Annotated in this window: 22 protein-coding genes; 17 read left to right on the plus strand and 5 right to left on the minus strand. The window is 46.5% G+C overall.

The features are described from left to right. Nucleotides 1–510: 510 nt before the first annotated feature. Nucleotides 511–1,026 (minus strand): molybdopterin-guanine dinucleotide biosynthesis protein MobB, encoded by a 516-nt coding sequence (gene mobB / locus BMZ28_RS13440; protein ID WP_074823959.1) that lies wholly within the window; start codon nt 1,024–1,026, stop codon nt 511–513. Nucleotides 1,027–1,028: 2 nt separating this feature from the next. After that, nucleotides 1,029–1,604, minus strand: coding sequence for a molybdenum cofactor guanylyltransferase MobA (mobA, locus tag BMZ28_RS13445; protein ID WP_074823962.1), 576 nt, complete (start codon nt 1,602–1,604; stop codon nt 1,029–1,031). Nucleotides 1,605–2,080: 476 nt separating this feature from the next. Here mobA and nrfA point away from each other — a divergent pair, with 476 nt between their 5' ends. The 13 genes from nrfA to BMZ28_RS13510 all read left to right on the plus strand — a co-directional run bounded on the left by nrfA (nt 2,081) and on the right by BMZ28_RS13510 (nt 13,312). Beyond that, on the plus strand, nt 2,081–3,514 hold the full coding sequence (gene nrfA / locus BMZ28_RS13450) for an ammonia-forming nitrite reductase cytochrome c552 subunit (protein ID WP_074823965.1): 1,434 nt from the start codon (nt 2,081–2,083) through the stop codon (nt 3,512–3,514). 46 nt (nt 3,515–3,560) lie between these two features. Beyond that, nucleotides 3,561–4,133, plus strand: a complete 573-nt coding sequence (nrfB, locus tag BMZ28_RS13455) for a cytochrome c nitrite reductase pentaheme subunit (protein WP_074823967.1) — start codon at nt 3,561–3,563, stop codon at nt 4,131–4,133. Further along, nucleotides 4,130–4,801 carry a cytochrome c nitrite reductase Fe-S protein gene (gene nrfC / locus BMZ28_RS13460; RefSeq protein ID WP_047782341.1) on the plus strand — a complete coding sequence of 224 codons (672 nt, stop codon included), beginning with the start codon at nt 4,130–4,132 and terminating at the stop codon, nt 4,799–4,801. The genes nrfB and nrfC overlap by 4 nt, the downstream gene beginning before the upstream one ends. Further along, entirely contained in the window at nt 4,798–5,754 is a 957-nt protein-coding gene (gene nrfD / locus BMZ28_RS13465) for a cytochrome c nitrite reductase subunit NrfD (protein WP_074823971.1), read from the plus strand. The genes nrfC and nrfD overlap by 4 nt, the downstream gene beginning before the upstream one ends. A gap of 22 nt (nt 5,755–5,776) precedes the next feature. After that, a complete protein-coding gene (locus tag BMZ28_RS13470; protein ID WP_074823974.1) occupies nt 5,777–7,690 on the plus strand; it encodes a heme lyase CcmF/NrfE family subunit in 1,914 nt (637 codons plus the stop codon). Next, a complete protein-coding gene (locus tag BMZ28_RS13475) occupies nt 7,687–8,247 on the plus strand; it encodes a DsbE family thiol:disulfide interchange protein (protein ID WP_074823978.1) in 561 nt (186 codons plus the stop codon). Before BMZ28_RS13470 ends, BMZ28_RS13475 begins: the two co-directional genes overlap by 4 nt. Beyond that, entirely contained in the window at nt 8,244–8,705 is a 462-nt protein-coding gene (nrfF, locus tag BMZ28_RS13480; RefSeq protein ID WP_074823981.1) for a heme lyase NrfEFG subunit NrfF, read from the plus strand. The genes BMZ28_RS13475 and nrfF overlap by 4 nt, the downstream gene beginning before the upstream one ends. Next, nucleotides 8,705–9,571, plus strand: a complete 867-nt coding sequence (gene ccmI / locus BMZ28_RS13485; RefSeq protein WP_074823985.1) for a c-type cytochrome biogenesis protein CcmI — start codon at nt 8,705–8,707, stop codon at nt 9,569–9,571. The genes nrfF and ccmI overlap by 1 nt, the downstream gene beginning before the upstream one ends. 65 nt (nt 9,572–9,636) lie before the next feature. Further along, the gene (locus tag BMZ28_RS13490; protein ID WP_047782336.1) at nt 9,637–9,906 is read left to right on the plus strand and encodes a YihD family protein; all 270 of its coding nucleotides are present in this window, start codon (nt 9,637–9,639) and stop codon (nt 9,904–9,906) included. A 59-nt stretch (nt 9,907–9,965) separates the two neighbouring features. Continuing rightward, the gene (locus BMZ28_RS13495; RefSeq protein ID WP_047782335.1) at nt 9,966–10,952 is read left to right on the plus strand and encodes a serine/threonine protein kinase; all 987 of its coding nucleotides are present in this window, start codon (nt 9,966–9,968) and stop codon (nt 10,950–10,952) included. 24 nt (nt 10,953–10,976) lie between these two features. After that, a complete protein-coding gene (gene dsbA, locus BMZ28_RS13500; protein ID WP_082119009.1) occupies nt 10,977–11,666 on the plus strand; it encodes a thiol:disulfide interchange protein DsbA in 690 nt (229 codons plus the stop codon). Between the two features lie 387 nt (nt 11,667–12,053). After that, a complete protein-coding gene (locus BMZ28_RS13505; protein WP_047782334.1) occupies nt 12,054–12,770 on the plus strand; it encodes a DUF3053 family protein in 717 nt (238 codons plus the stop codon). Nucleotides 12,771–12,952: 182 nt separating this feature from the next. Continuing rightward, nucleotides 12,953–13,312, plus strand: a complete 360-nt coding sequence (locus BMZ28_RS13510; RefSeq protein ID WP_047782333.1) for a YibL family ribosome-associated protein — start codon at nt 12,953–12,955, stop codon at nt 13,310–13,312. Nucleotides 13,313–13,359: 47 nt separating this feature from the next. Here the strand turns inward: BMZ28_RS13510 and yiiM are convergent, their stop codons facing one another. The 3 genes from yiiM to sodA form a co-directional block, all read right to left on the minus strand. After that, nucleotides 13,360–14,034 carry a 6-hydroxyaminopurine reductase gene (gene yiiM / locus BMZ28_RS13515; RefSeq protein WP_047782332.1) on the minus strand — a complete coding sequence of 225 codons (675 nt, stop codon included), beginning with the start codon at nt 14,032–14,034 and terminating at the stop codon, nt 13,360–13,362. 164 nt (nt 14,035–14,198) lie between these two features. Further along, the gene (locus BMZ28_RS13520) at nt 14,199–14,537 is read right to left on the minus strand and encodes a zinc ribbon domain-containing protein YjdM (RefSeq protein ID WP_047782331.1); all 339 of its coding nucleotides are present in this window, start codon (nt 14,535–14,537) and stop codon (nt 14,199–14,201) included. Between the two features lie 282 nt (nt 14,538–14,819). After that, nucleotides 14,820–15,446 carry a superoxide dismutase [Mn] gene (gene sodA, locus BMZ28_RS13525; protein WP_074823989.1) on the minus strand — a complete coding sequence of 209 codons (627 nt, stop codon included), beginning with the start codon at nt 15,444–15,446 and terminating at the stop codon, nt 14,820–14,822. A gap of 553 nt (nt 15,447–15,999) precedes the next feature. Here sodA and fdnG point away from each other — a divergent pair. The 4 genes from fdnG to fdhE all read left to right on the plus strand — a co-directional run. Further along, the gene (fdnG, locus tag BMZ28_RS13535) at nt 16,000–19,050 is read left to right on the plus strand and encodes a formate dehydrogenase-N subunit alpha (protein ID WP_136655902.1); all 3,051 of its coding nucleotides are present in this window, start codon (nt 16,000–16,002) and stop codon (nt 19,048–19,050) included. A 12-nt stretch (nt 19,051–19,062) separates the two neighbouring features. Continuing rightward, nucleotides 19,063–19,953 (plus strand): formate dehydrogenase subunit beta, encoded by an 891-nt coding sequence (gene fdxH, locus BMZ28_RS13540; protein ID WP_047782327.1) that lies wholly within the window; start codon nt 19,063–19,065, stop codon nt 19,951–19,953. Then, the gene (gene fdnI, locus BMZ28_RS13545; RefSeq protein ID WP_047782326.1) at nt 19,940–20,581 is read left to right on the plus strand and encodes a formate dehydrogenase-N subunit gamma; all 642 of its coding nucleotides are present in this window, start codon (nt 19,940–19,942) and stop codon (nt 20,579–20,581) included. Before fdxH ends, fdnI begins: the two co-directional genes overlap by 14 nt. Continuing rightward, nucleotides 20,574–20,929, plus strand: a 356-nt coding sequence (gene fdhE / locus BMZ28_RS13550) for a formate dehydrogenase accessory protein FdhE domain-containing protein (protein WP_139211640.1), incomplete at its 3' end; no start/stop codon positions are given. The genes fdnI and fdhE, both read left to right, overlap by 8 nt.

Consider the following 20,929-nt stretch of genomic DNA (forward strand, 5'->3'; position numbering starts at 1 on the left):
TCCCCATGCGAGAGTAGGGAACTGCCAGGCTCCAATTAAGTGATAACCCTCAGCGCAAGCTGGGGGTTTTTGCGTTTTTGGCTGTTGAACTTCTTGGCTCGTAAGGAGTATCTTCATCCCAGCTTTCGCTGGGATCTCGCCCTCAGGCCGAGCGCTGCTATTGAGTCTGGGCGAGCTTCGGGCCTAGCCGCGCTACGGGCACTCCGGCAGCTAAAGCTGCTACGACCCCCACGCCCGTCTCTCCCTCAGATTTACATTCTTGCTTAAACAACTCGGGGCGTTAACCTAGATGTATTTAGAGTAAACCCCAAATTCCAGTTATTAGTTCACTGATAATCGCGAAGGCCTACAATGTTAACCTGAGGGAGAGGGTTCTGTTGGGGTCGTAGCGAGCTTGCTCGCCGGAGCGCCCCTAAGGAGCCTAGGCCCGAAGCTCACCGGCCTCAATACTAGCGCCCTTAAGTAATATATTTCAGGGTTTTTGTGATAGGATTAATTGATACTGAATGACTATTTCTTATCTTCTAGCCAACCCACAATAAATTCAGCAATGCTATTTGGATTATTAATATCAAGAATGGGAATAGTTAACTCAATATTTTCATCGGTGGCTAATGCAATAACATGCTGGTCGATTAATCCTGCTAATGGTTTACCGACTTCAGTACGAAATAGTGCGATCTTATCAATGGGTTCATGTTTAAAACCTTCAACCAGCACTAAATCAATTAACGTTGGATCAAATTTATTGATCAGATCGATAAGGTTTACCGTGCTCTCAGGGGTTTCGGTCATCAGTGCCCAGCGTTGATCGCAGGCCACAATAGTTTGCATGGCACCAGCTTTGCGCAGCTCATAACTGTCCTTACCCGGTATATCAATATCCATATTATGGTGAGAATGTTTGATTAGGCCGCAGCGAATGCCCATCGATGACAATAACGGAATCAACTTTTTCAGGAGCGTGGTTTTTCCGGTGCCGCTGTATGCAGTAATACCTAATAGGGGAATGCTGTTATTTATCATCGTTATTGGTTCCAGTTTTTACATTCATCCAATGTATTGATATTTTTGAAAGCTTGGGGATTATCCTGAAAATTAACGGCAGTTGCCTGCTGCTGGGATAAGAAAATCATTAACTTACGATCTCCCCCGAGTAAGTAGTTACGTAAGGGCTGGACGAGTTGAGTATTGAGTAGAGCTATTGTTGGATGGGATCTGTCACCGTCATGAGCATAGGCAGCCAGCTGGTTATTTTTGCCTAACCACAGCCTCTGGGCTAAATCTTGAGGAATAAGTGGAGTATCGCAAGAGGAAAACAGCACCCATTCAGTGGGACTATTCTCCAAAATGGTCAACATTCCCGCTAGCGGCCCTTTAAAGCCACTGAGTGAGTCAGAAAATACGGCACAGCCACTTTGTTCATACTCTTCAATATTGCGGTTAGCGCTGATAACAACCTGTTTAACCTGAGGCTGAATTCGCTTCAGCACATGTTGGTATAGCGGTATACCATCAAGTAAAATCAAGCCCTTATCGGCTCCTCCCATTCTGGTTGCTTGTCCACCAGCCAGAATAGCGCCAGTAATTGAAGGTATCGACATCGGTCTTTCCTTTCGCTTCGCTCAAAATATGCTGAACATTTTAGCGCGATTAAAAATAAATAGTGCCGTTTATTCTCTTAACTGATAATGATTTTTATTTGAACGAATGAAAAAATCTAATCGGTATATTTAAAAACATATTTAATTTGATCATAACTAACAATAGATATTATTGAATCTACTTAGGTCATGCATACCTAAATATAGGTATATTATTGTTATAACCCTAAATGGTTAGTGTTGATTTTATTGCATTATTTTTATTTGAACCCTATCAAAAAATTGAATTTTATATTTCCCATTCATTGATCTAAAACAATCCAAATTAAGTCAGTCATTTATTTTATCTCTAAATCGTTATATTTAGAGGGACAATAAATACTACTTAAGAAGTAATCATTTTTAGTGCAATGGATAAGCACAGAAAGATATTTATATCCTGGTAATCGGCGCAATGAATGTCGAAATAATAATAGATGGGAGTACTTACCGTGGGCAAGATTAAGGCAAAGTTATCAGCTAGCTTACTGATATTGTTTGCATCGTTAATGATGAGCAATGTGGTAGCAGCTAAATCTGAAATAGAGGCTCGTAATGAGGTCTTCGCAAAAGATCATGCTGCTCAATATGATTCATGGCGAGCAACCAGCGAGTTAGATACGTTAGGTGGCGGGTTGGATGAATATCCCGATATGGTGATTCTCTGGGCCGGCTATCCATTTGCGAAAGATTATAAAAAAGCGCGCGGTCACTTTTATGCCATCACAGATATTCGTGAATCACTGCGTACCGCAGCACCAATGAAGGATAGCGATGGCCCTTTACCGATGGCCTGCTGGAGCTGTAAAAGTCCTGACGTCGCTCGCTTGATTGATGAAGGTGGAGAAGATAGCTACTTCGAAGGAATGTGGTCTAAAGGTGGTGCACAAGTAGTAAACCCTATTGGCTGTGCCGACTGCCACGATACGGCATCCAAAGACTTTGCCGAAGGTAAACCTGCTCTGTATATGTCCCGTCCTTATACCGAACGCGCACTTGAAGCAATCAACAAGCCGTTTGAGAAGGCAAGTCGTCTGGATCAACAATCGATGATTTGTAGTAACTGCCACGTCGAATATTACTTCTCGGGCAAAAACAAAGCGGTTAAATATCCATGGGATAACGGTATTACCGTTGAGAAAATGGAAGCTTACTACGACAACATCGAGTTTTCCGACTGGAAACATCAGCTGTCCAAAGCACCGATGCTTAAAGCGCAGCATCCGGAGTATGAAACCTGGAGTCAGGGAATTCACGGTAAAAACAATGTGACCTGTATTGACTGCCATATGCCGAAAGTACAGAACGCAGAAGGCAAAGTGTATACCGACCATAAAATTGGCAATCCTTTCGATCGTTTCAATGAAACCTGTGCTAACTGCCACACCCAAAGCAAACAAGCGCTACAAGACGTTGTTGCCAGCAGAAAAGAAGCGGTTAGAGAGCTGAAGAAGAAAGCTGAGCGTCAGTTAGTTCATGCTCACTTTGAAGCGAAAGCCGCATGGGATGCCGGCGCAACAGAAGAAGAGATGAAGCCAATCCTACAGGATATTCGTCATGCACAGTGGCGTTGGGACTATGCCATTGCTTCCCACGGTATTCATATGCACGCACCAGAAGTTGGCCTGAAAGTTCTGGGTACTTCACTGGATAAATCAGCCAATGCCCGTACTAAACTGGCGCGTTTGTTAGCATCTAAAGGGATTACTCACGAGATTGAACTGCCGGATCTTTCCACTAAAGCTAATGCCCAGAAAGCATTAGGCATGGATATGCAAAAACTTGAGAGCGAAAAACAAAACTTCCTGAAAACTCGCGCAGTCGAGTGGGATGAAAATGCCAAAAAAGAAGGGCGCTTGTTAAGTAAATAAAGTTATCGGCCTCGCTAAACCGGGGCCTTATTAAGGTGGAATTATCATGGGCAGTTTACGTTCATTATTTAAGGGCGGGCTGTTAATGCTGGTATCGATGTTTGTACTAATGGCAACTCCGTTGTCAGCAGCACCGGCACCCGAGCAGAAAACAGAAGCCTCGTCCGAATATAAAGTTGAGTTACAGCGCAACCGCGATTATGCCTGTACTCAATGTCATAAAGAGAATAAAGATGGTATGCACGGCACGCACGCTAAAGCGATTAATCCAAATACGGCGTTGCCGGTTACCTGTACCAACTGTCACGGCAACATATCACCGGATCATCGTGATGGTGTAGCGGACGCTATGCGTTTTAATAAAGATACTTTTCCGGTGGATAAACAAAATCAGGTTTGTATGAGCTGCCATCAGCCGGAAAAACTGCGTACGGCGCTATGGGCGCATGATGTCCATATTCTGAAAACCTCCTGTGCCAGCTGTCATCAGCTGCATCCATCGGTTGATCCGGTAAAAGGGTTGGATCAGAAAGGACAAATTAAGCTGTGTGTAGATTGCCATAGTCAGCAGCAGTTGCAAAAAGAACAATTGCTACAAAAAGGGAAGAAAACGTCATGAGTTGCTCACGCCGTCATTTTATTGCCGGTATGGGAGCAGCCATCTTTATGACCGGCCCGGTTCACCGTACGCTGGCACAGACCATGTCCATTAACGGTATTCGTTATGGCATGGTATACGACGAAACCCGTTGTATTGGCTGTACCGCCTGTATGGATGCTTGCCGAGAAGTGAATAAAGTGCCTGAGGGCGTGTCGCGGTTAGAGATTATCCGCACCGGTCCGATAGGCGAGTTTCCTGAGGCAAAATATCAGTTTTATCGTCATTCCTGCCAGCACTGCGATAATCCACCTTGTGTGGACGTTTGCCCGACCGGCGCGTCTTATAAAGATGCGGCTACCGGTATCGTTGAAGTGAATCCCAATCGCTGTGTCGGCTGTCAGTACTGTATTGCTGCCTGCCCTTATCGCGTGCGTTTTATTCATCCGGAGAAAAAAACTGCCGATAAATGTAACTTCTGCCGTGATACCAATTTGGCTCAGGGCAAGCTGCCGGCCTGCGTTGAATCTTGCCCAACTAAAGCACTGACGTTTGGTAATTTGGACGATCCGAATAGTGAGGTGGTGAAACTGATAGCGGATAAAACCACTTACCGCGCGAAAGTACATTTAGGTACCGAACCGAAAATGTACCGTATTCCAAGCAAACATGGGGAGATTAAAGGATGAGCAGCGCTTTTCATTTTGAATCCCTGGTTTGGGACTGGCCAATTGCCATATATCTGTTCTTGATCGGCGTATCCGCAGGTATGACAACCATCGCGGTGATCCTGAAGCGTCGGGTGCTCGGTGGCGAAGCCAGCCGTGATGGTGTGATTAAAGCCACGGCGATTATCGCACCGTTATCGGTGATTGTTGGCCTGACGATTCTGATTTTCCACTTAACCCGTCCATGGACCTTTTGGTACCTGATGATTTTTTATAGCCCCACCTCGGTGATGTCGTTAGGGGTTATGCTATTTCAGATCTATATGATGGTGCTGATCGTCTGGCTGGCCGTGCTGTTCCGCAGTGAGATCGCCAGCGTTATTGACCAGCGATTTAAGGCATTCGGTTGGATTAACGGTATTCTGTCGACCTGTGTCCGACTGGAGAAAGTGCTTGAGCCATTAATGATTTTTCTGGCGGTGGCGTTAGGTGCCTATACCGGTTTCCTGCTGTCGGCACTGAAGACCTATCCGATGCTGAATAATCCGGTTTTGCCAGTGCTATTCCTGTTCTCTGGTATTTCATCCGGTGCAGCGGCCGCAGTGCTGTTTAGTATTACCTGGTTTAAACAACCGGTGAATAGCCCATCGATTCACTTTGTACATCAGCTTGAAAAGCCGGTCGTGCTGTTTGAACTGTTCTTGCTGCTGGCCTTATTCGTTGGTCTGTTCTTTGGCGGTGGTCAGAAAGAAGTGTCCGCCATCGCCGCCATTGGCGGTGGATTCTGGTCAAATATCTTCTGGTTTGGCGTTATCGGGCTGGGTATTCTGCTGCCGTTGGTTATGAATATGGTATGTAGTCAGCGGGTTCAGCACAGTAAAGGCTATATTATTACCGTTTCCGGTATGGGGTTATGTGGCGTACTGCTCTTACGTTTCTTTATACTGTATGCCGGTCAAATGACGGTAGCTTAGTTATGTGTAAAAAGGAATGGGCATGATTCCCGAGCTGGGTCTGCTATCCCTACTCTGTGCTTTGGCACTTTGTGTATTGTTATGTAGCGTCCCGCTGGCAGGTGTTTACTGTCGGCGGGCATCGCTGATGCGCTATGCTATTCCACTGAGTTATGGCGCCTGCCTGTTTATCTCCCTGTCTATTACGCTACTCGGCTACAGCTTTGTCAGCGATGATTTCTCGGTAATGTACGTTGCCCAGCATTCCAACTCCCAACTTCCGCCCTTCTTTAAAATCGCAGCGGTATGGGGTGGGCATGAAGGCTCAATGCTGTTCTGGCTATTTTCTCTGTCGATTTGGACGGCGCTGGTTGCCTGGTTACGCAAAAACGTTGATATACAGATCAATACCAGCGTATTGGCTATTCTGGGCCTGATTATGCTGGGCTTCTGCCTGTTTATTCTGCTGTATTCTAATCCGTTTGAGCGGGTGTTTCCCGCGCCGATGGAGGGCAGAGATCTCAACCCGATGTTACAAGATATCGGACTGATATTTCATCCGCCCCTTTTGTATCTGGGCTATGTTGGTTTTGCCGTTAATTTCGCTTTTGCTATTGCGGCATTGATGAGCGGCAGAATGGATGCTGCGGTAGCTTATTGGAGCCGACCGTGGGCGCTGGCTGCGTGGGTCTGCCTGACCGGTGGGATTATTTTGGGCTCGTGGTGGGCTTATTATGAACTGGGATGGGGAGGTTGGTGGTTCTGGGATCCAGTAGAGAATGCCTCTTTAATGCCGTGGCTGCTGGGTACCGCGTTATTACATGCCCTAATCGTAACTGAACAACGAGGAAGCTTTAGCTACTGGAGTTTACTGCTGTCCATCTTTACTTTTGCCCTGAGCCTGTTGGGAACTTTTATTGTTCGTTCTGGCGTATTAACGTCGGTTCATGCTTTTGCCGTCGATCCCGATCGCGGCATTATGCTGTTGCTGCTGTTAGGCATTGCGGTTGTGGGTGCGCTGGTGCTGTTTGCGTTTAGAGCCAATACCCAGCCTTCGATAGTTCGCTTCAGGTTGTTTTCCCGCGAAATGCTGCTGTTATTGGCTAATGTGTTACTCAGCGTAGCGACGTTGATTGTGCTTATTGGTACCTTTTATCCGATGTTGTTTACTGCCTTTGGTTTGGGCTCCATTTCCGTGGGTGCGCCTTATTTCAATAGCACTTTTATTCCTCCGGCACTGCTTATTTTACTGGCAATGGGGATAGCGCCTTTTAGTCGTTGGAAAAATTTTGCGGCAGGGCGATTAAAGCTCATGGCACTGTTAGCAGCCTTAGCGGTGATTATGGGCAGCCTGTTTGCGTTGATGTTCAATAAAATTTATCCCGCGGTGATATTGGCTTTAATCTTATCTCTGTGGGTTATTTTGGCGAATCTGATCTTGATTCGTCATTTAACCCTGCGTAGCTTGGGCGTATTTCTTGCCCATGCTGGTGTGGCAATAACCACGATTGGCATTACTTTATCCAGCTATTACTCCACGGAAATCGGGGTAAAAATGGCGCCGGGTAGTGAGAGCACATTGAGCGGTTATCAATTTCATTATGACGATACCAAGCTGTTAATTGGCCCCAACTATACGGCGGAGCAGGCGGTTATTCGCGTGACGAAAGATGGCCAAGCGGTCGCTAAGCTACTACCGGAGCGCCGACATTATACGGTACGGACTATGCTGATGAGCGAGCCGGGAATTGCCTGGGGTTTGTTTAGCGATTTGTATGTGGTGATGGGAGATAAAGTGGATAAACAGCACTACGCCCTACGATTCCACTATAAGCCGTTTATTCGCTGGGTGTGGGGCGGTGGGTTATTGATGATGTTGGGGGGAAGCTGCGTTTTGTGGAATCAGTGCCGTAGAAGAGTGCCAAGCGGTTATCAATTGTCGGAGGTGACATCATGAACCGACTTAAGCTGTTTTTACCGCTGTTGTTGGTCTTGCTATTGGGCATTGGGCTGTTTTTCGGTTTACAGCAAGACCCGCACCAGTTAGGACTGACTCAACAAGATAAGCCAATGCCGGCGTTTATCGCCGAGAATTTATCAGCAGAACAGCAATCTTTTAGCCAGCAGGATTTCAAAGGGCATATTACGCTATTGAACGTCTGGGCCAGTTGGTGCCCCGCCTGTAAGTCCGAATTTCCTTTTTTACAACAGTTAAACCATCGACCTGATATCAAACTGTATGGATTGAATTACCGCGATAATCGTCGGGCAGCGCAGGGCGTATTAAATACGCTGGGCAATCCTTTTTTGGGTTCAATTTACGACCCTGAGGGCAAACTGGCGCTGGAATTAGGTGTGTACGGTACACCGGAAACCTATTTGATAGATAGCCACGGCATTATTCGCTATCGCTATGCAGGCGAGTTGAATCAAGATGTGTGGCAAAAAGAGTTTCAGCCGAAAATTGCAGTACTGCAAAAGCTCTCCTCATCAACACAGGAAAGCAGCCAATGATTCGATGGTGGCGCTATGTTTCTCTGCTCTTGCTGCTGGTTGCGCTACCGCTATCGGCAGAGATTGTTGATACCTGGCAGTTTAATAATCAGGAGAATCAGCAGCGGGCGATTGCTTTGGCTAAGCAACTGCGTTGTCCGCAGTGTCAGAATCAGAATCTGGTGGAGTCAACTTCGCCAATTGCGCGAGATTTACGCCTTGAAGTCTACCGGATGGTGGATGAGGGGAAAACTAACGACCAAATCGTTAAGGTTATGACCCACCGTTTCGGTGATTTTGTGTTGTATAAACCGCGTTTTAACGGACAAACTGCACTGTTATGGCTAAGTCCATTCATCCTGTTACTTATCGCTTTGCTGGCGCTTTGGCGCTCTGTCGGTAGCCGTAAGTTACCAGTTCCTGAAATGAGCGAAGAGCAAAAGCGTCAATTAGCCGAATTACTGGAGAAGAAACCGTGATGGTGTTCTGGGGTGGTGTCGCGCTGGCTGCTGGCCTTATTTTGTTGATTATCTGGCTTCCTGTTATCAGGTCAGGTAGCAAGCACAAGCATCAACCCGCGGCAGATATCCGCGATCGGACTAACGTTGGGCTTTATCAGCAGCAAATGGCGCTGGCGGATAAACAGTTTTCGGCTCAGGAAAAACAAAGCGGCATGCTGGATCAGTTTAAACAGGAGCTGTCTTTAAGCCTGCTACAGAATATGCAGCCGCAGGATAACAGTCGTCAAATTCCGGCGCAGCGGCCATCGTGGGTGATGCCAATACTGATGACGCTATTGGTATTGCTGATTCCACCGGTTGGATTTAGCCTGTTTGGGCAATATGCTGAATCCGTTGATTATAGCCGTCAGGCCAACACCGATCCTTTTGTTGGTATGGATATCGAGCAAATACAGGATCGCGTGGTGACTGAGCTTCAACAACGCATTCGTCAATCTCCCGGTGACAGTGAGGCTTGGTTTATGTTGGGGCAGCGCTATCTAAATAGTAATGAGTTTGACAATGCCCTGATTGCTTTTGAGCGAGTTGCGAAGCTGAGGGGAAATGATGCTGAGGTGATAACGGCTAAAGCTGCAACCCTTTATTATCAGGCGGGTCAACGAATGACTCCGCAGGCACAGGCATTAATAAATCAAGCCCTCCAATTGGAACCTAATCAGGTTACCGCGCTGATGCTACAGGCATCCGATTACTTCTTAAATGCGCAATATCAGCAGGCGATTGATATTTGGCAGCAACTACTGGACAGGGACAACCCGCAAATTAACCGAGCCAAATTAATCGAAGCAATAAATATGGCTCGCATGATGAGTTCGACGAAATAACGGACTGTTAAAATTCGATTAACCCTGATACCGTGTGACTCTTTTAAACCAAAGGGAGAGGCGTTATGAAATGCCATCGCGTCAATGAACTCATCGAACTTATTCATCCTGCCTGGCAGAAAGATCCGGATCTTAATCTGATTCAGTTCCTGCAAAAGCTGGCTGATGAAGCAGGATTTACCGGGCCTCTGGCTGAATTAACGGATGATGTCCTTATCTATCATCTCAAAATGCGCGACAGCAAGAGTACCGAAGCGATTCCCGGTTTAAAGAAAGATTACGAAGAAGACTTCAAAACAGCATTATTACGCGCACGTGGTATTTTAAAAGACTAACCAGCGTGTATTATGGCTATCCGTTATTTTTCATCATTGAATAGATTAGATACTTTTTTATGAGCTTATCAGCCTTTGATTTTCACACTCTGATGCCTGACCTGATTCTGGATGCGCTGGAAAGCGTAGGGTTACGTGTGGATTCCGGCCTGACCGAGCTGAATAGCTATGAAAACCGCGTGTATCAATTTATGGATGAAGATCGCCAACGTTACGTGGTGAAATTTTATCGGCCAGAGCGTTGGAGCCACGAACAAATACAGGAAGAGCACGATTTCACTCAGGCGTTGTCAGATACAGAGATCCCTGCTGTTGCACCGTTGAGACTAAATCAACGAACGCTGCATGATTTTCAGGGATTTATGTTTACCGTTTTTCCAAGTGTTGGAGGTCGTCAGTATGAAGTGGATAACCTCGATCAGCTTGAATGGGTAGCCCGATTTTTAGGGCGAATTCATCAGGTAGGAAAACATAAGCCCTTTGTGGCAAGACCAACGATTGGGCTGGATGAATACCTGTATCAACCTCGTCAGACATTGGCTGAAAGCGCATTGGTTCCTGAATCAGTGAAAAAGTCTTTGATGCCGGTTCTGGATGATTTAATTCAGGGGGTTGAACAATACTGGCATACGAACTGGGCGCCATCTCGCTTACACGGTGATTGTCACCCGGGGAATATCTTGTGGCGTGACGGGCCGATGTTTGTCGATTTAGATGATGCTCGTAATGGTCCGGTAGTACAGGATATTTGGATGTTATTACAGGGTGATCGGCAGGAACAGCTTATGCAGTTGGATCTGTTTGTTGAATCCTATAGTGAATTTGCTGATTTTGATCAGAAAGAATTGGCACTGATTGAGCCATTGCGCTGTATGCGTATGGTTTATTACCTTGCTTGGGTGGTCCGTCGTTGGCAGGACCCTGCGTTTCCAAAAAGCTTTCCCTGGATTGCAGATATTGATTTTTGGCAACAACAACCATCGTTATTTACTGAACAGGTTAAGTTGTTACAGGCTCCGCCATTGCAACTGACGCCAATGTACTGATTATTGTTTTACGGAGTAATTGTTATGAAAAAAATTTGGCTGGTGATTATTTGTGCCGTGATTGCTGCTGGTGCTTTCTTTGTTTGGTCAAATTCATCGACCCCAGCAAAGTCTGACTCTGCGGGTAGCTCAGTGAACGTTGAGTCGGGCTTTAAAGATGGTAAGCAGTTTTCTACCCTGAAAAGAAATGCAACGGAAGCGCCTCAGGTGCTGGAGTTTTTCTCGTTCTTCTGCCCGCATTGCTATGATTTTGAAAACGTTTACCACATGAGTGATGAGTTTAAAAAGCAACTGCCTGAAAATGGTAAGCTGGTGAAATATCACGTTGACTTTATGGGTGGTGAACTGGGTTCTCAACTGACTCAGGCTTGGGCCGTAGCGATTACGCTGGGCGTTCAGGACAAAGTGGCTCCACTGATTTTTAGCGGTATCCAAAAAACGCAGACTATCCGTAATCTGGACGGTATCCGTCAGGCATTTATTGAAGCAGGCGTGACCGGTGAAGAGTTTGATAGCGCATGGAACAGCTTTATTGTTAAGTCATTGACCGCGCAGCAGCGTAAAATGGCAGCGGACGTTGAATTAAGAAGCGTACCTTCCGTACTGGTTAACGGTAAATATATGGTTAAAAATGACGGACTGGAAGCCAACAGCGTTGAAAGCTTTATCCAAGAGTATGGTCAGGTAGTGAAATATCTGCTGGGCCAAAAGTAATCGGTTTACTGTAGTTTCATACCGTCATCCCCGCGAAAGCGGGGATCTTGCCCTTAGGCCAAACGTTGTCAGTAAGCCAAAACCTAGGTTCAGGTTTTCACTGGGATGACAAAAATATTCTCAACCGCTCTGCCCCGTTATCCTAACTACTCTTTTTCCTCACTTGATATCATCACACTTGCGTTTGCTTCCGAGCTTAATGTGCTTTTTTACCTATTTTGAACTATTGTTTAGCTACTCAGCCCTTTCTGTATGAAATCCTTTATTAGAGGTACGTGTAATGTTAACGTATGGGTGTTTCTGCGGCGGAACAGCTGGTTCAAGTTAAGATTTATTCTGGCGCCGAATAATAATGGATTTTTAGCGGATAATATTTTTGGAGTATGTATGTCTTTAGTGAAGCAAAAAACATGGGCCCGTTTTCTGGCACCTTTATTTGTACTTGGCTTGGTTTTTCAACTGGCTGGTTGTGGTGATAATGAGCCGGAACAGCGTAAAGCTTTTAGTGAATTCCTGCAGACTAAAATTATTGACGGTAGCAAAGTTCGTTTGCCAGCGCTGACCGAAGAGCAGAAAAAAGAGTTTGGTAACTACAGTAAAGACTATGAGTTATTGACTGGCTTTACCGACCAATTAAATGCTGCATTCTCTAAGTCCATGGAGTCTTCCATGAATGAGTTGAGAACGCTGAATAGCATGAAAGCCATGGTTGATAACCGTGATAAAGTTGAAAAAGCACAGGCTGAAACTAAAGCGGTTCAGGCTAAGCTGGATGAAATTATCAAAACAACTGGCGATCAGTATACGGCGTTGAAAATGCCGGAAGATTTAAAAGCGGTTTATGATAAAGCTTATGCCAAAGTTGTTACCCAACAAGGTGACTTAGGTAAGCAAACTCTGGTTCTGCTGGATTCAACGTTTGACGATATTCTGAAAATTTCTGACTTCCTGAAAGCTCAGGGTGATAAAATTGAATATAGTGGTCAGATGGTTCAGTTTACCGAGCAAAAAGCATTGGATCAGTTCAACGAAATGAACAATTCTCTGCAAAAGAACCAGCAAGAACTGATGAACGTAGCGCGTAAAATTGCTCAGCTAATGTAATCGCTATTTTTTCACAAGGTTAAGACAACGGGCCACAGTATTTGTGGCCCGTTTTTTCTACTGTTTTGGCCTATTCGACGCTGCGGATTAGAACTGAAGTTGCGTTACGTTTATACTCTTCGCCAAGCACACCCGATTTTTAGGGTATTTTATTATTTAAGTTGGAATGTAAGGTCAAGGCTATGAAACAACAGGCAGCAGAAATTAAACGCTTAAGCGATAAGCTGGATGCGTTAAACCGCAAAGAGAAAGATGTTATTACCAAAGGCCTCGATACTGATTTGACTGAAATGGATGCCGAAAAGGCCACATTACAGGCTGAAATTGAAAGGCTGCGAGCGGAAAAAAGTAAAGTTCTTAGCGCTAAAGCTCAGAAGATACAAAAGCTAGCCTTCAGTCGCCCTATTACTAAAGCGGAACAAGCGGATATGGGAGCACTGAAGAAAAAGGTTAAAGGCCTTGAAGTTGTTCATCCAATGACGGCTTTGGGTCGTGAAATGGGCATTAAAGAAGTGACCGGATTTGCCCGCAGTCAGTTTTAATCTCTTTTTCTTATGTGTCAGTCAGGTCACTTTGCGGGCCTGACGCTTTACTGAGTACCAACCAGTCGTCTTTCCATATCCTCAATACTTCGATTTAATAAACGCATCTGCATATTTTTGCTCCAACTGGCGGACAAACCCGCTGCGGCAAGCATGCGCCGGTATTGTTCTGCATCAAAAGGGGCGTTGAAGGCAATTGAAATCGCTTCTGCTACCGAGAGATCGCTGTTACGGCTAACCAGCTCCAGCGCCTGTTGTGAATTCACGCTACCCGCTGAAATGACCCGATAGAGCCAGCCGCAGCGACCGCTGTTTTGCATAGTGCGTGCAAAGTCACCAATATCACAGTGAAAGTTCAGTTTATAGCAAGGGGAGCGAGGCTGAGTAACCTGAATCAGCGCTTTTCCCCAACGAAAGATGTCACCAATATAGACATTTTCTTCATTGAGGCCAGTGGTAGAAATATTCTCACCAAACAGCGGGGCAACAAACTGTTCCGCCTGTTCAGGATATTGAGCTTGCCAGTAAGCGTAGTGTTCGCGCGGATAGTGGCACAGTGCCCGATCGGCCCCGCCGTGGTGACGGGTTTCTGCTTGTTCATCCCCCTCAAACCCTAATGCTGTTAGCGTTAGCTCACCATTAGCGGCACGTTTATTGATTGCGCTGGGAGAATGCCCCTCATAGGGTTCGATCTTACCAAGGTAAACGTTGGGATAATGCATCATAACCGCCGATGATTGGGGGTAACCATGAAATGAGCATACTGCCTATAGCGGCGCGGATCCAGCTTTGAACAGGACTAAATTGCAAGGAGAAATAGACGGGATAACTAAAAACAAAGCCACATTCTTGGTCAAGAACGCAGCTTTGTTTCCGGTAATGCTTCTTAAACTTTCTTAACGAAGCAGGCTTTCAGCATAATGCTGGTGTTATCGATTTTGCAGTCGATCTCATGATCGCCATCGACCAGACGGATAGGTTTAGACTTGCTGCCGACCTTCAGGACGGTTGAAGAACCTTTCAGTTTTAAATCCTTAATTAGCGTCACGCAGTCGCCGTCAGCCAGCACGTTACCGTTGCTGTCTTTCACCACTCTCTCATCGCCGTCAGTCGCTTCTGGCTCGGAAGGATTCCACTCGTGAGCGCAATCAGGGCAGATGAACATGGAACCGTCTGGATAGGTATTTTCTGACCCGCAGACCGGGCAAGCTGGAATAGAGTGCATGTCAATTTCCCTAAAAAATAGAACGTGAATAAAATTAAGGCGGCATTCTACTACAAATAGCCTCTTTTATCACAGGGATAAACCATCTGGTTATGAAGTAGATAGCAATAGAAAGAAATTATCATCCAATAAAATTGCCAATTTATCAGGAGAATGCTGATCTTTTCAGGGCGGAGCGGGGATAAATTCAGGCAAGGGCTGAAAACTGAGGATTTAAGTCCGAGATAATAGCGGAATAGCCGATACTACCTCGGTTATATAGACGAGTACTAACCCGTCATATTATTTTTTCGCTGCAGAAAAACGTGTAGCGGCCTCATCCCAGTTAACTACGTTCCAGAACTCTTTAATGTAGTCTGGACGACGGTTTTGGAATTTTAAGTAGTAAGCGTGTTCCCAAACGTCTAAACCGACGATGGGATAACCAGAAGCGCCAGATACGCTTTCACCCATTAGTGGACTATCCTGATTAGCCGTGGACACCACAGCCAGTTTACCTTCTTGTAGAACCAACCAAGCCCAGCCAGAACCAAAGCGAGTGGCTGCCGCTTGCTCAAACTTCTCTTTAAAGCTATCAACGCTACCGAAGTCACGCTCAATGGCGGTTTTTAGATCGCCTTGTAGTACCGTACCTTTTTTCAGGCCTTTCCAGAACAGACTGTGGTTTACATGACCACCGGCGTTGTTTCTTAATACGGTGCGTTTTTCTGCCGGGACTTTATCCAAGTGAACAATTAACTCTTCCGCAGACAGCTTTTTCAGATCGTCAGACAGCGTCTCAAGAGCCGCATTGGCATTGTTGACATAAGCTTGATGGTGCTTGCTGTAGTGGATTTCCATGGTTTGCTTATCAAAATGAGGTTCTAAAGCATCATAAGCATAAGGCAGAGGGGGAAGTGTATAGCTCATATTGTTACTCCTCAAAACAGTTTTAGCTGCGCGATCGCAGGCAGCGGGTTTTTTGTCACCTCTTGAGTATAACATCTAATAACGATTGATAATCATTATCATTAATGTGGTTATTTGTTGATCGTATCTTTAATATTTCGGCCATTTTTTAGGTATTTAATTAATACCTATTTATAAGTAGTCAAATATGTCGAAATGTAAATAATCTTTATGAATTAAAGTAACTTATATTGCTTTATGTTCAGTGCGTCGCGACTTCAAAAAAGGATATTGTAGTTTCATTTCAGTATGATATGTCACTAAATCAGATAATAACCTTACTTTACTATCAGGTGTTGGTCTGTTTCTTGACCGAATATAAAGTGATATATAACGCTATAAATTATAGTGCTATTTAGGTAGTGATTTAACATATTAATACCTCTTTTTGATTAAAATTAACATATAAAACAGATTGATATATAGAGGATCGAGATCAATAAGTTGTCCATCAGTTGCCCCTATAATCCGCGCAGAAAAGATTAAGTTCTTATGTCAAATAGAGGAGAAAACCATGCAGGTCAGCAGAAGGCAGTTTTTTAAAATCTGCGCTGGCGGTATGGCGGGTACAACTGTAGCGGCATTAGGTTTTGCGCCGACTATGGCACTAGCGGAAACACGTAATTATAAATTATTGCACGCTCGTGAAACACGTAATACCTGCACTTACTGTTCCGTCGGCTGCGGGCTGTTAATGTACAGCCTAGGTGATGGGGCAAAAAATGCCAAAAGTAGTATTTTCCACATTGAAGGGGATCCGGATCATCCGGTAAACCGCGGTGCGCTTTGCCCTAAAGGGGCAGGACTCATCGACTACATTCATAGTGAAGGCCGTTTGCAATATCCAGAATACCGCGCGCCGGGTTCTGATAAGTGGCAACGTCTGAGCTGGGATGATGCCTTAAACCGCATTGCCAAGCTGATGAAAGACGACCGTGACGCGCATTTCCAACACGTGAATGAAGCCGGTACGGTGGTTAACCGTTGGCTGAGCACCGGGATGTTGTGTGGCTCGGCAGCCAGTAATGAAACGGGATTATTAACCCAAAAATTTACCCGAGCGCTCGGTATGCTCGGCATCGACCAAGTAGCACGCATCTGACACGGACCAACGGTAGCAAGTCTTGCTCCAACATTTGGTCGCGGTGCGATGACCAACCACTGGGTTGATATTAAGAACGCCAACGTCGTTGTCGTTATGGGTGGTAACGCTGCTGAAGCTCATCCAGTGGGATTCCGCTGGGCGCTGGAAGCGAAAAAGCACAACAACGCGAAAATCGTTGTGGTGGATCCGCGTTTTACCCGTACCGCATCGGTGGCTGATATTTATGCGCCAATTCGTTCTGGTACTGACATTGCTTTCTTGTCGGGCGTTATTCTGTATCTGATTAATAATAATAAGATCAACGCGGAATACGTTAAACATTACACCAATGCCAGCTATTTAATTCGTGAAGATTTTGGCTTCGAAGACGGCTTATTCAGCGGCTTTGATGAGCAGAATCGCCGTTATGACAAATCCAGCTGGAACTATCAGTTCGATGAAAATGGCCAGCCGCTGCGCGATCCGTCCCTGAGCGATCCGCGCTGTGTGTGGAATTTGTTAAAGCATCATGTTAGTCGTTACACCCCGGATGTGGTAGAGAACATCTGTGGTACTCCGCAGGCTGATTTTGCCAAAGTGTGTGAAGTCTTGGCTGAAACCAGTGCGTCAAATATGGCGGCGACATTCCTGTATGCGCTGGGCTGGACGGAGCATACCGTCGGCTCGCAGAATATCCGTACCATGGCGATGATTCAACTGCTGCTGGGTAATATCGGTATGGCCGGCGGCGGCGTGAACGCTTTACGCGGTCACTCCAACGTACAGGGCACCACAGATATTGGATTGTTATCCCAGAGCCTGCCAGGCTACTTAACGCTACCTTCAGAGAAGCACACCTCTCTGGAAGATTATCTGGCTGCCAGCACACCGAAAGGGATGTTGCCGGGTCAGGTAAACTACTGGAGTAACTATCCTAAATTCTTCGTGAGTTTGATGAAGAGTTTCTACGGCGATAAAGCGCAAAGAGAAAACAGTTGGGGCTTTGACTGGTTACCAAAATGGGATCAGCCTTACGACTGGATGAACTATATCGAACGTATGGAACAAGGGTTAGTGGGTGGTTTCATTTGTCAGGGCGTAAACGTACTTGCGTCATCGCCGAATAGAAACAAAACCGCCCGTGCGTTAGCGAAACTGAAGTTCCTGGTAGTGATGGATCCATTGGCGACCGAAACGGCCAGCTTCTGGGAAAACCACGGCGAATATAACGACGTTGATCCGGCATCAATTCAAACGGAAGTATTCCGTTTACCGTCCAGCTGTTTTGCTGAAGAAGATGGTTCGATTGCCAACTCCGGTCGCTGGTTGCAATGGCACTGGAAAGGCGCTGAGCCACCGGGTGAAGCTAAAACCGACGGTGAAATGCTGGCGGCACTGCTGTTTAAAATCCGTGAGTTATATAACGCGGAGGGTGGTAATACCCCTGAACCGCTGATGAACATGCAGTGGAACTACGCCAGACCACATCATCCAGAGTCGGAAGAAGTGGCCAAAGAGCTTAACGGTGTTGCGCTGGAAGATGTTCTGGATGCCAACGGTAATGTGTTAGCCAAAAAAGGCCAGCAGCTTTCTACCTTTGCTCATCTGAAAGACGATGGTACCACCGCCAGCGCCTGTTGGATTTATGCCGGTAGCTGGACCGAAGCCGGTAACCAAATGGCGCTGCGTGATAATGCTGACCCATCAGGTTTAGGCTTAACGCCGAAATGGACTTGGGCATGGCCGGTTAACCGCCGCATTATCTATAACCGAGCATCGGCTGATGTGCAGGGTAAACCATGGGATCCGAAGCGCATGCTGATCGAGTGGGATGGCAAAAAGTGGGGCGGCAATGACGTACCTGACTTTAACCTGACCGCGGCACCTGGTTCGGAAACCGGTCCGTTTATCATGCAACCGGAAGGCGTTGGCCGTCTGTTTGCGCTGGATAAATTGGCTGAAGGCCCGTTCCCTGAGCACTATGAACCGGTTGAAACACCTATTGGTACTAACCCTCTGCATCCGAACGTGGTGTCTAACCCGGTTATTCGCCTGTTTGAAAGCGATCGGAAACAGATGGGAACCAGTGAAGAATTCCCTTATGTGGGAACCACTTATCGGTTAACTGAGCATTTCCATACCTGGACCAAGCACTCGAAGCTGAACGCAATTACTCAGCCTGAGCAATTCATTGAAATCAGTGAAGGGCTGGCGGAAAAAATTGGTGTGCAGCACGGGGATACGGTTAAGGTCAGCTCCAAACGGGGCGAGATTAAAACCAAAGTGGTGGTGACCAAGCGTATTCGTACCCTGAAAGTTAATGGGCAGGATGTGGAAACCGTCGGTATTCCGATTCACTGGGGCTTTAAAGGCTCGGCACGTAATGGCTTTATTGCCAATACGCTGACCCCAGCAGTGGGTGATGCCAACTCGCAAACGCCAGAGTTCAAGGCGTTCCTGGTTAACGTGGAAAAGGTGTAACGGAGAGAAATTATGTCAATGCAATCTCAAGACATTATGAAACGTTCCGCCACCAACGTTTTGACTCCGCCTCCTCAGGGGCGTAGTCATCAGGAAGAAGTGGCGAAGCTGATTGACGTGACCACCTGTATAGGCTGTAAAGCCTGTCAGGTGGCCTGTTCTGAGTGGAACAACATCCGTGATGAAATCGGACATAACGTCGGGGTTTATGATAATCCGGCGGATTTGACCGCCAAGTCATGGACCGTGATGCGCTACTCGGAAGTGGAAGAAAACGGCAAGCTGGAGTGGCTGATCCGTAAAGATGGCTGTATGCACTGTAGCGAGCCGGGTTGCCTGAAGGCGTGTCCATCGGCAGGCGCTATTGTGCAGTATGCTAACGGTATTGTGGATTTCCAGTCCGAACACTGTATCGGCTGTGGTTACTGCATTGCCGGCTGTCCGTTTGATGTACCGCGTCTGAATAAAGACGATAACCGGGTGTACAAATGTACCCTGTGCGTCGATCGCGTCACCGTAGGTCAAGAACCTGCCTGTGTGAAAACCTGTCCGACCGGTGCCATCACCTTTGGTACCAAGAAGGATATGATTCAACTGGCGGAAGAGCGTGTGGCTGAGCTTAATTCGCGCGGATACACCAATGCCGGACTGTACAACCCGGAAGGTGTGGGTGGTACTCATGTGATGTATGTATTACACCATGCTGACCGTCCGGAGCTGTATAGCGGACTACCGAAAGATCCAGTGATTAACCCAGTGGTTGGTTTCTGGAAAGGCATACTTAAACCACTATCGGCGATTGGATTCGTCGCCACTTTTGCCGGCCTGATTTTCCACTATGTAGGAATTGGACCGAATAAAGTCGAGAGCGATGACGAGGAGGATCATCATGAAGAAAAGTAAGATGATTAAACGTAACTCGTTTATTGATCGGGCGTGTCACTGGACGGTAGTGATTTGCTTCTTTCTGGTAGCGCTGTCGGGCATTGCTATGTTTTTCCCGTCGCTGCAATGGCTGACCCAGACTTTTGGTACCCCGCAAATGGGACGGATTCTGCATCCGTTCTTTGGCGTGCTGATTTTCTTGGTGTTAATCGTCATGTTCTTCCGCTTCGTGGGTCATAACATCCCGAAGAAAGGCGATATCGGTTGGTTTTTGCATATCGTGGAAGTCCTGAAGGGCAACGAGCATAAAGTCGCGGACGTGGGTAAATATAACCCGGGTCAGAAGATGATGTTCTGGAGCATTATGAGCTTAACGCTGGTATTGCTGGTGACTGGCGTTATCATCTGGCGTCCTTATTTCGCTCACCTGTTCCCGATGTGGTCGATTCGTCTGAGCCTGCTGATTCACGCGGTGGCGGCCATTGTGCTGATCCACGCCATCCTGATCCATATGTATATGGCATTTTGGGTGAAAGGATCGATTTCCGGTATGATTGAAGGTAAAGTCAGCCGTAAATGGGCAGCCAAACACCACCCGCGCTGGGCTCGTCAGGTTGCCGCAGAGGAAGAGAAAAAGAATGAGTAGTATCCGCATCGTTTCCCCAGACGAAGTGGTAAAAACGGCGGGAGCTATCCCGCCGTTGTTATTTGCCAACTTAAAGAGTCTGTATTCCCGTCGTGCTGAGCGCTTGCGCCAGCTGGCGGAAGATCATCCGCTGGGTGATTATCTAAAGTTTGCCGCCACGGTAGTGAATGCCCAGAGTCATGCTCAGCACGATAACCCGCTGAAAATTGATTTAACCGACACTTTAAAAACAGCCTCGGATGCCGGTCGTCCGCCGCTGTCGGTAAAAACTTTTCCACGCAGCCAACACTGGCAAACTCTGCTGGCAGCCATTATTGCTGAACTGGAGCCGGAAGCGCCGGAGCATGT

This window comes from Pragia fontium DSM 5563 = ATCC 49100 (genome assembly GCF_900112475.1).
In the GTDB taxonomy this organism is placed as follows: domain Bacteria; phylum Pseudomonadota; class Gammaproteobacteria; order Enterobacterales; family Enterobacteriaceae; genus Pragia; species Pragia fontium.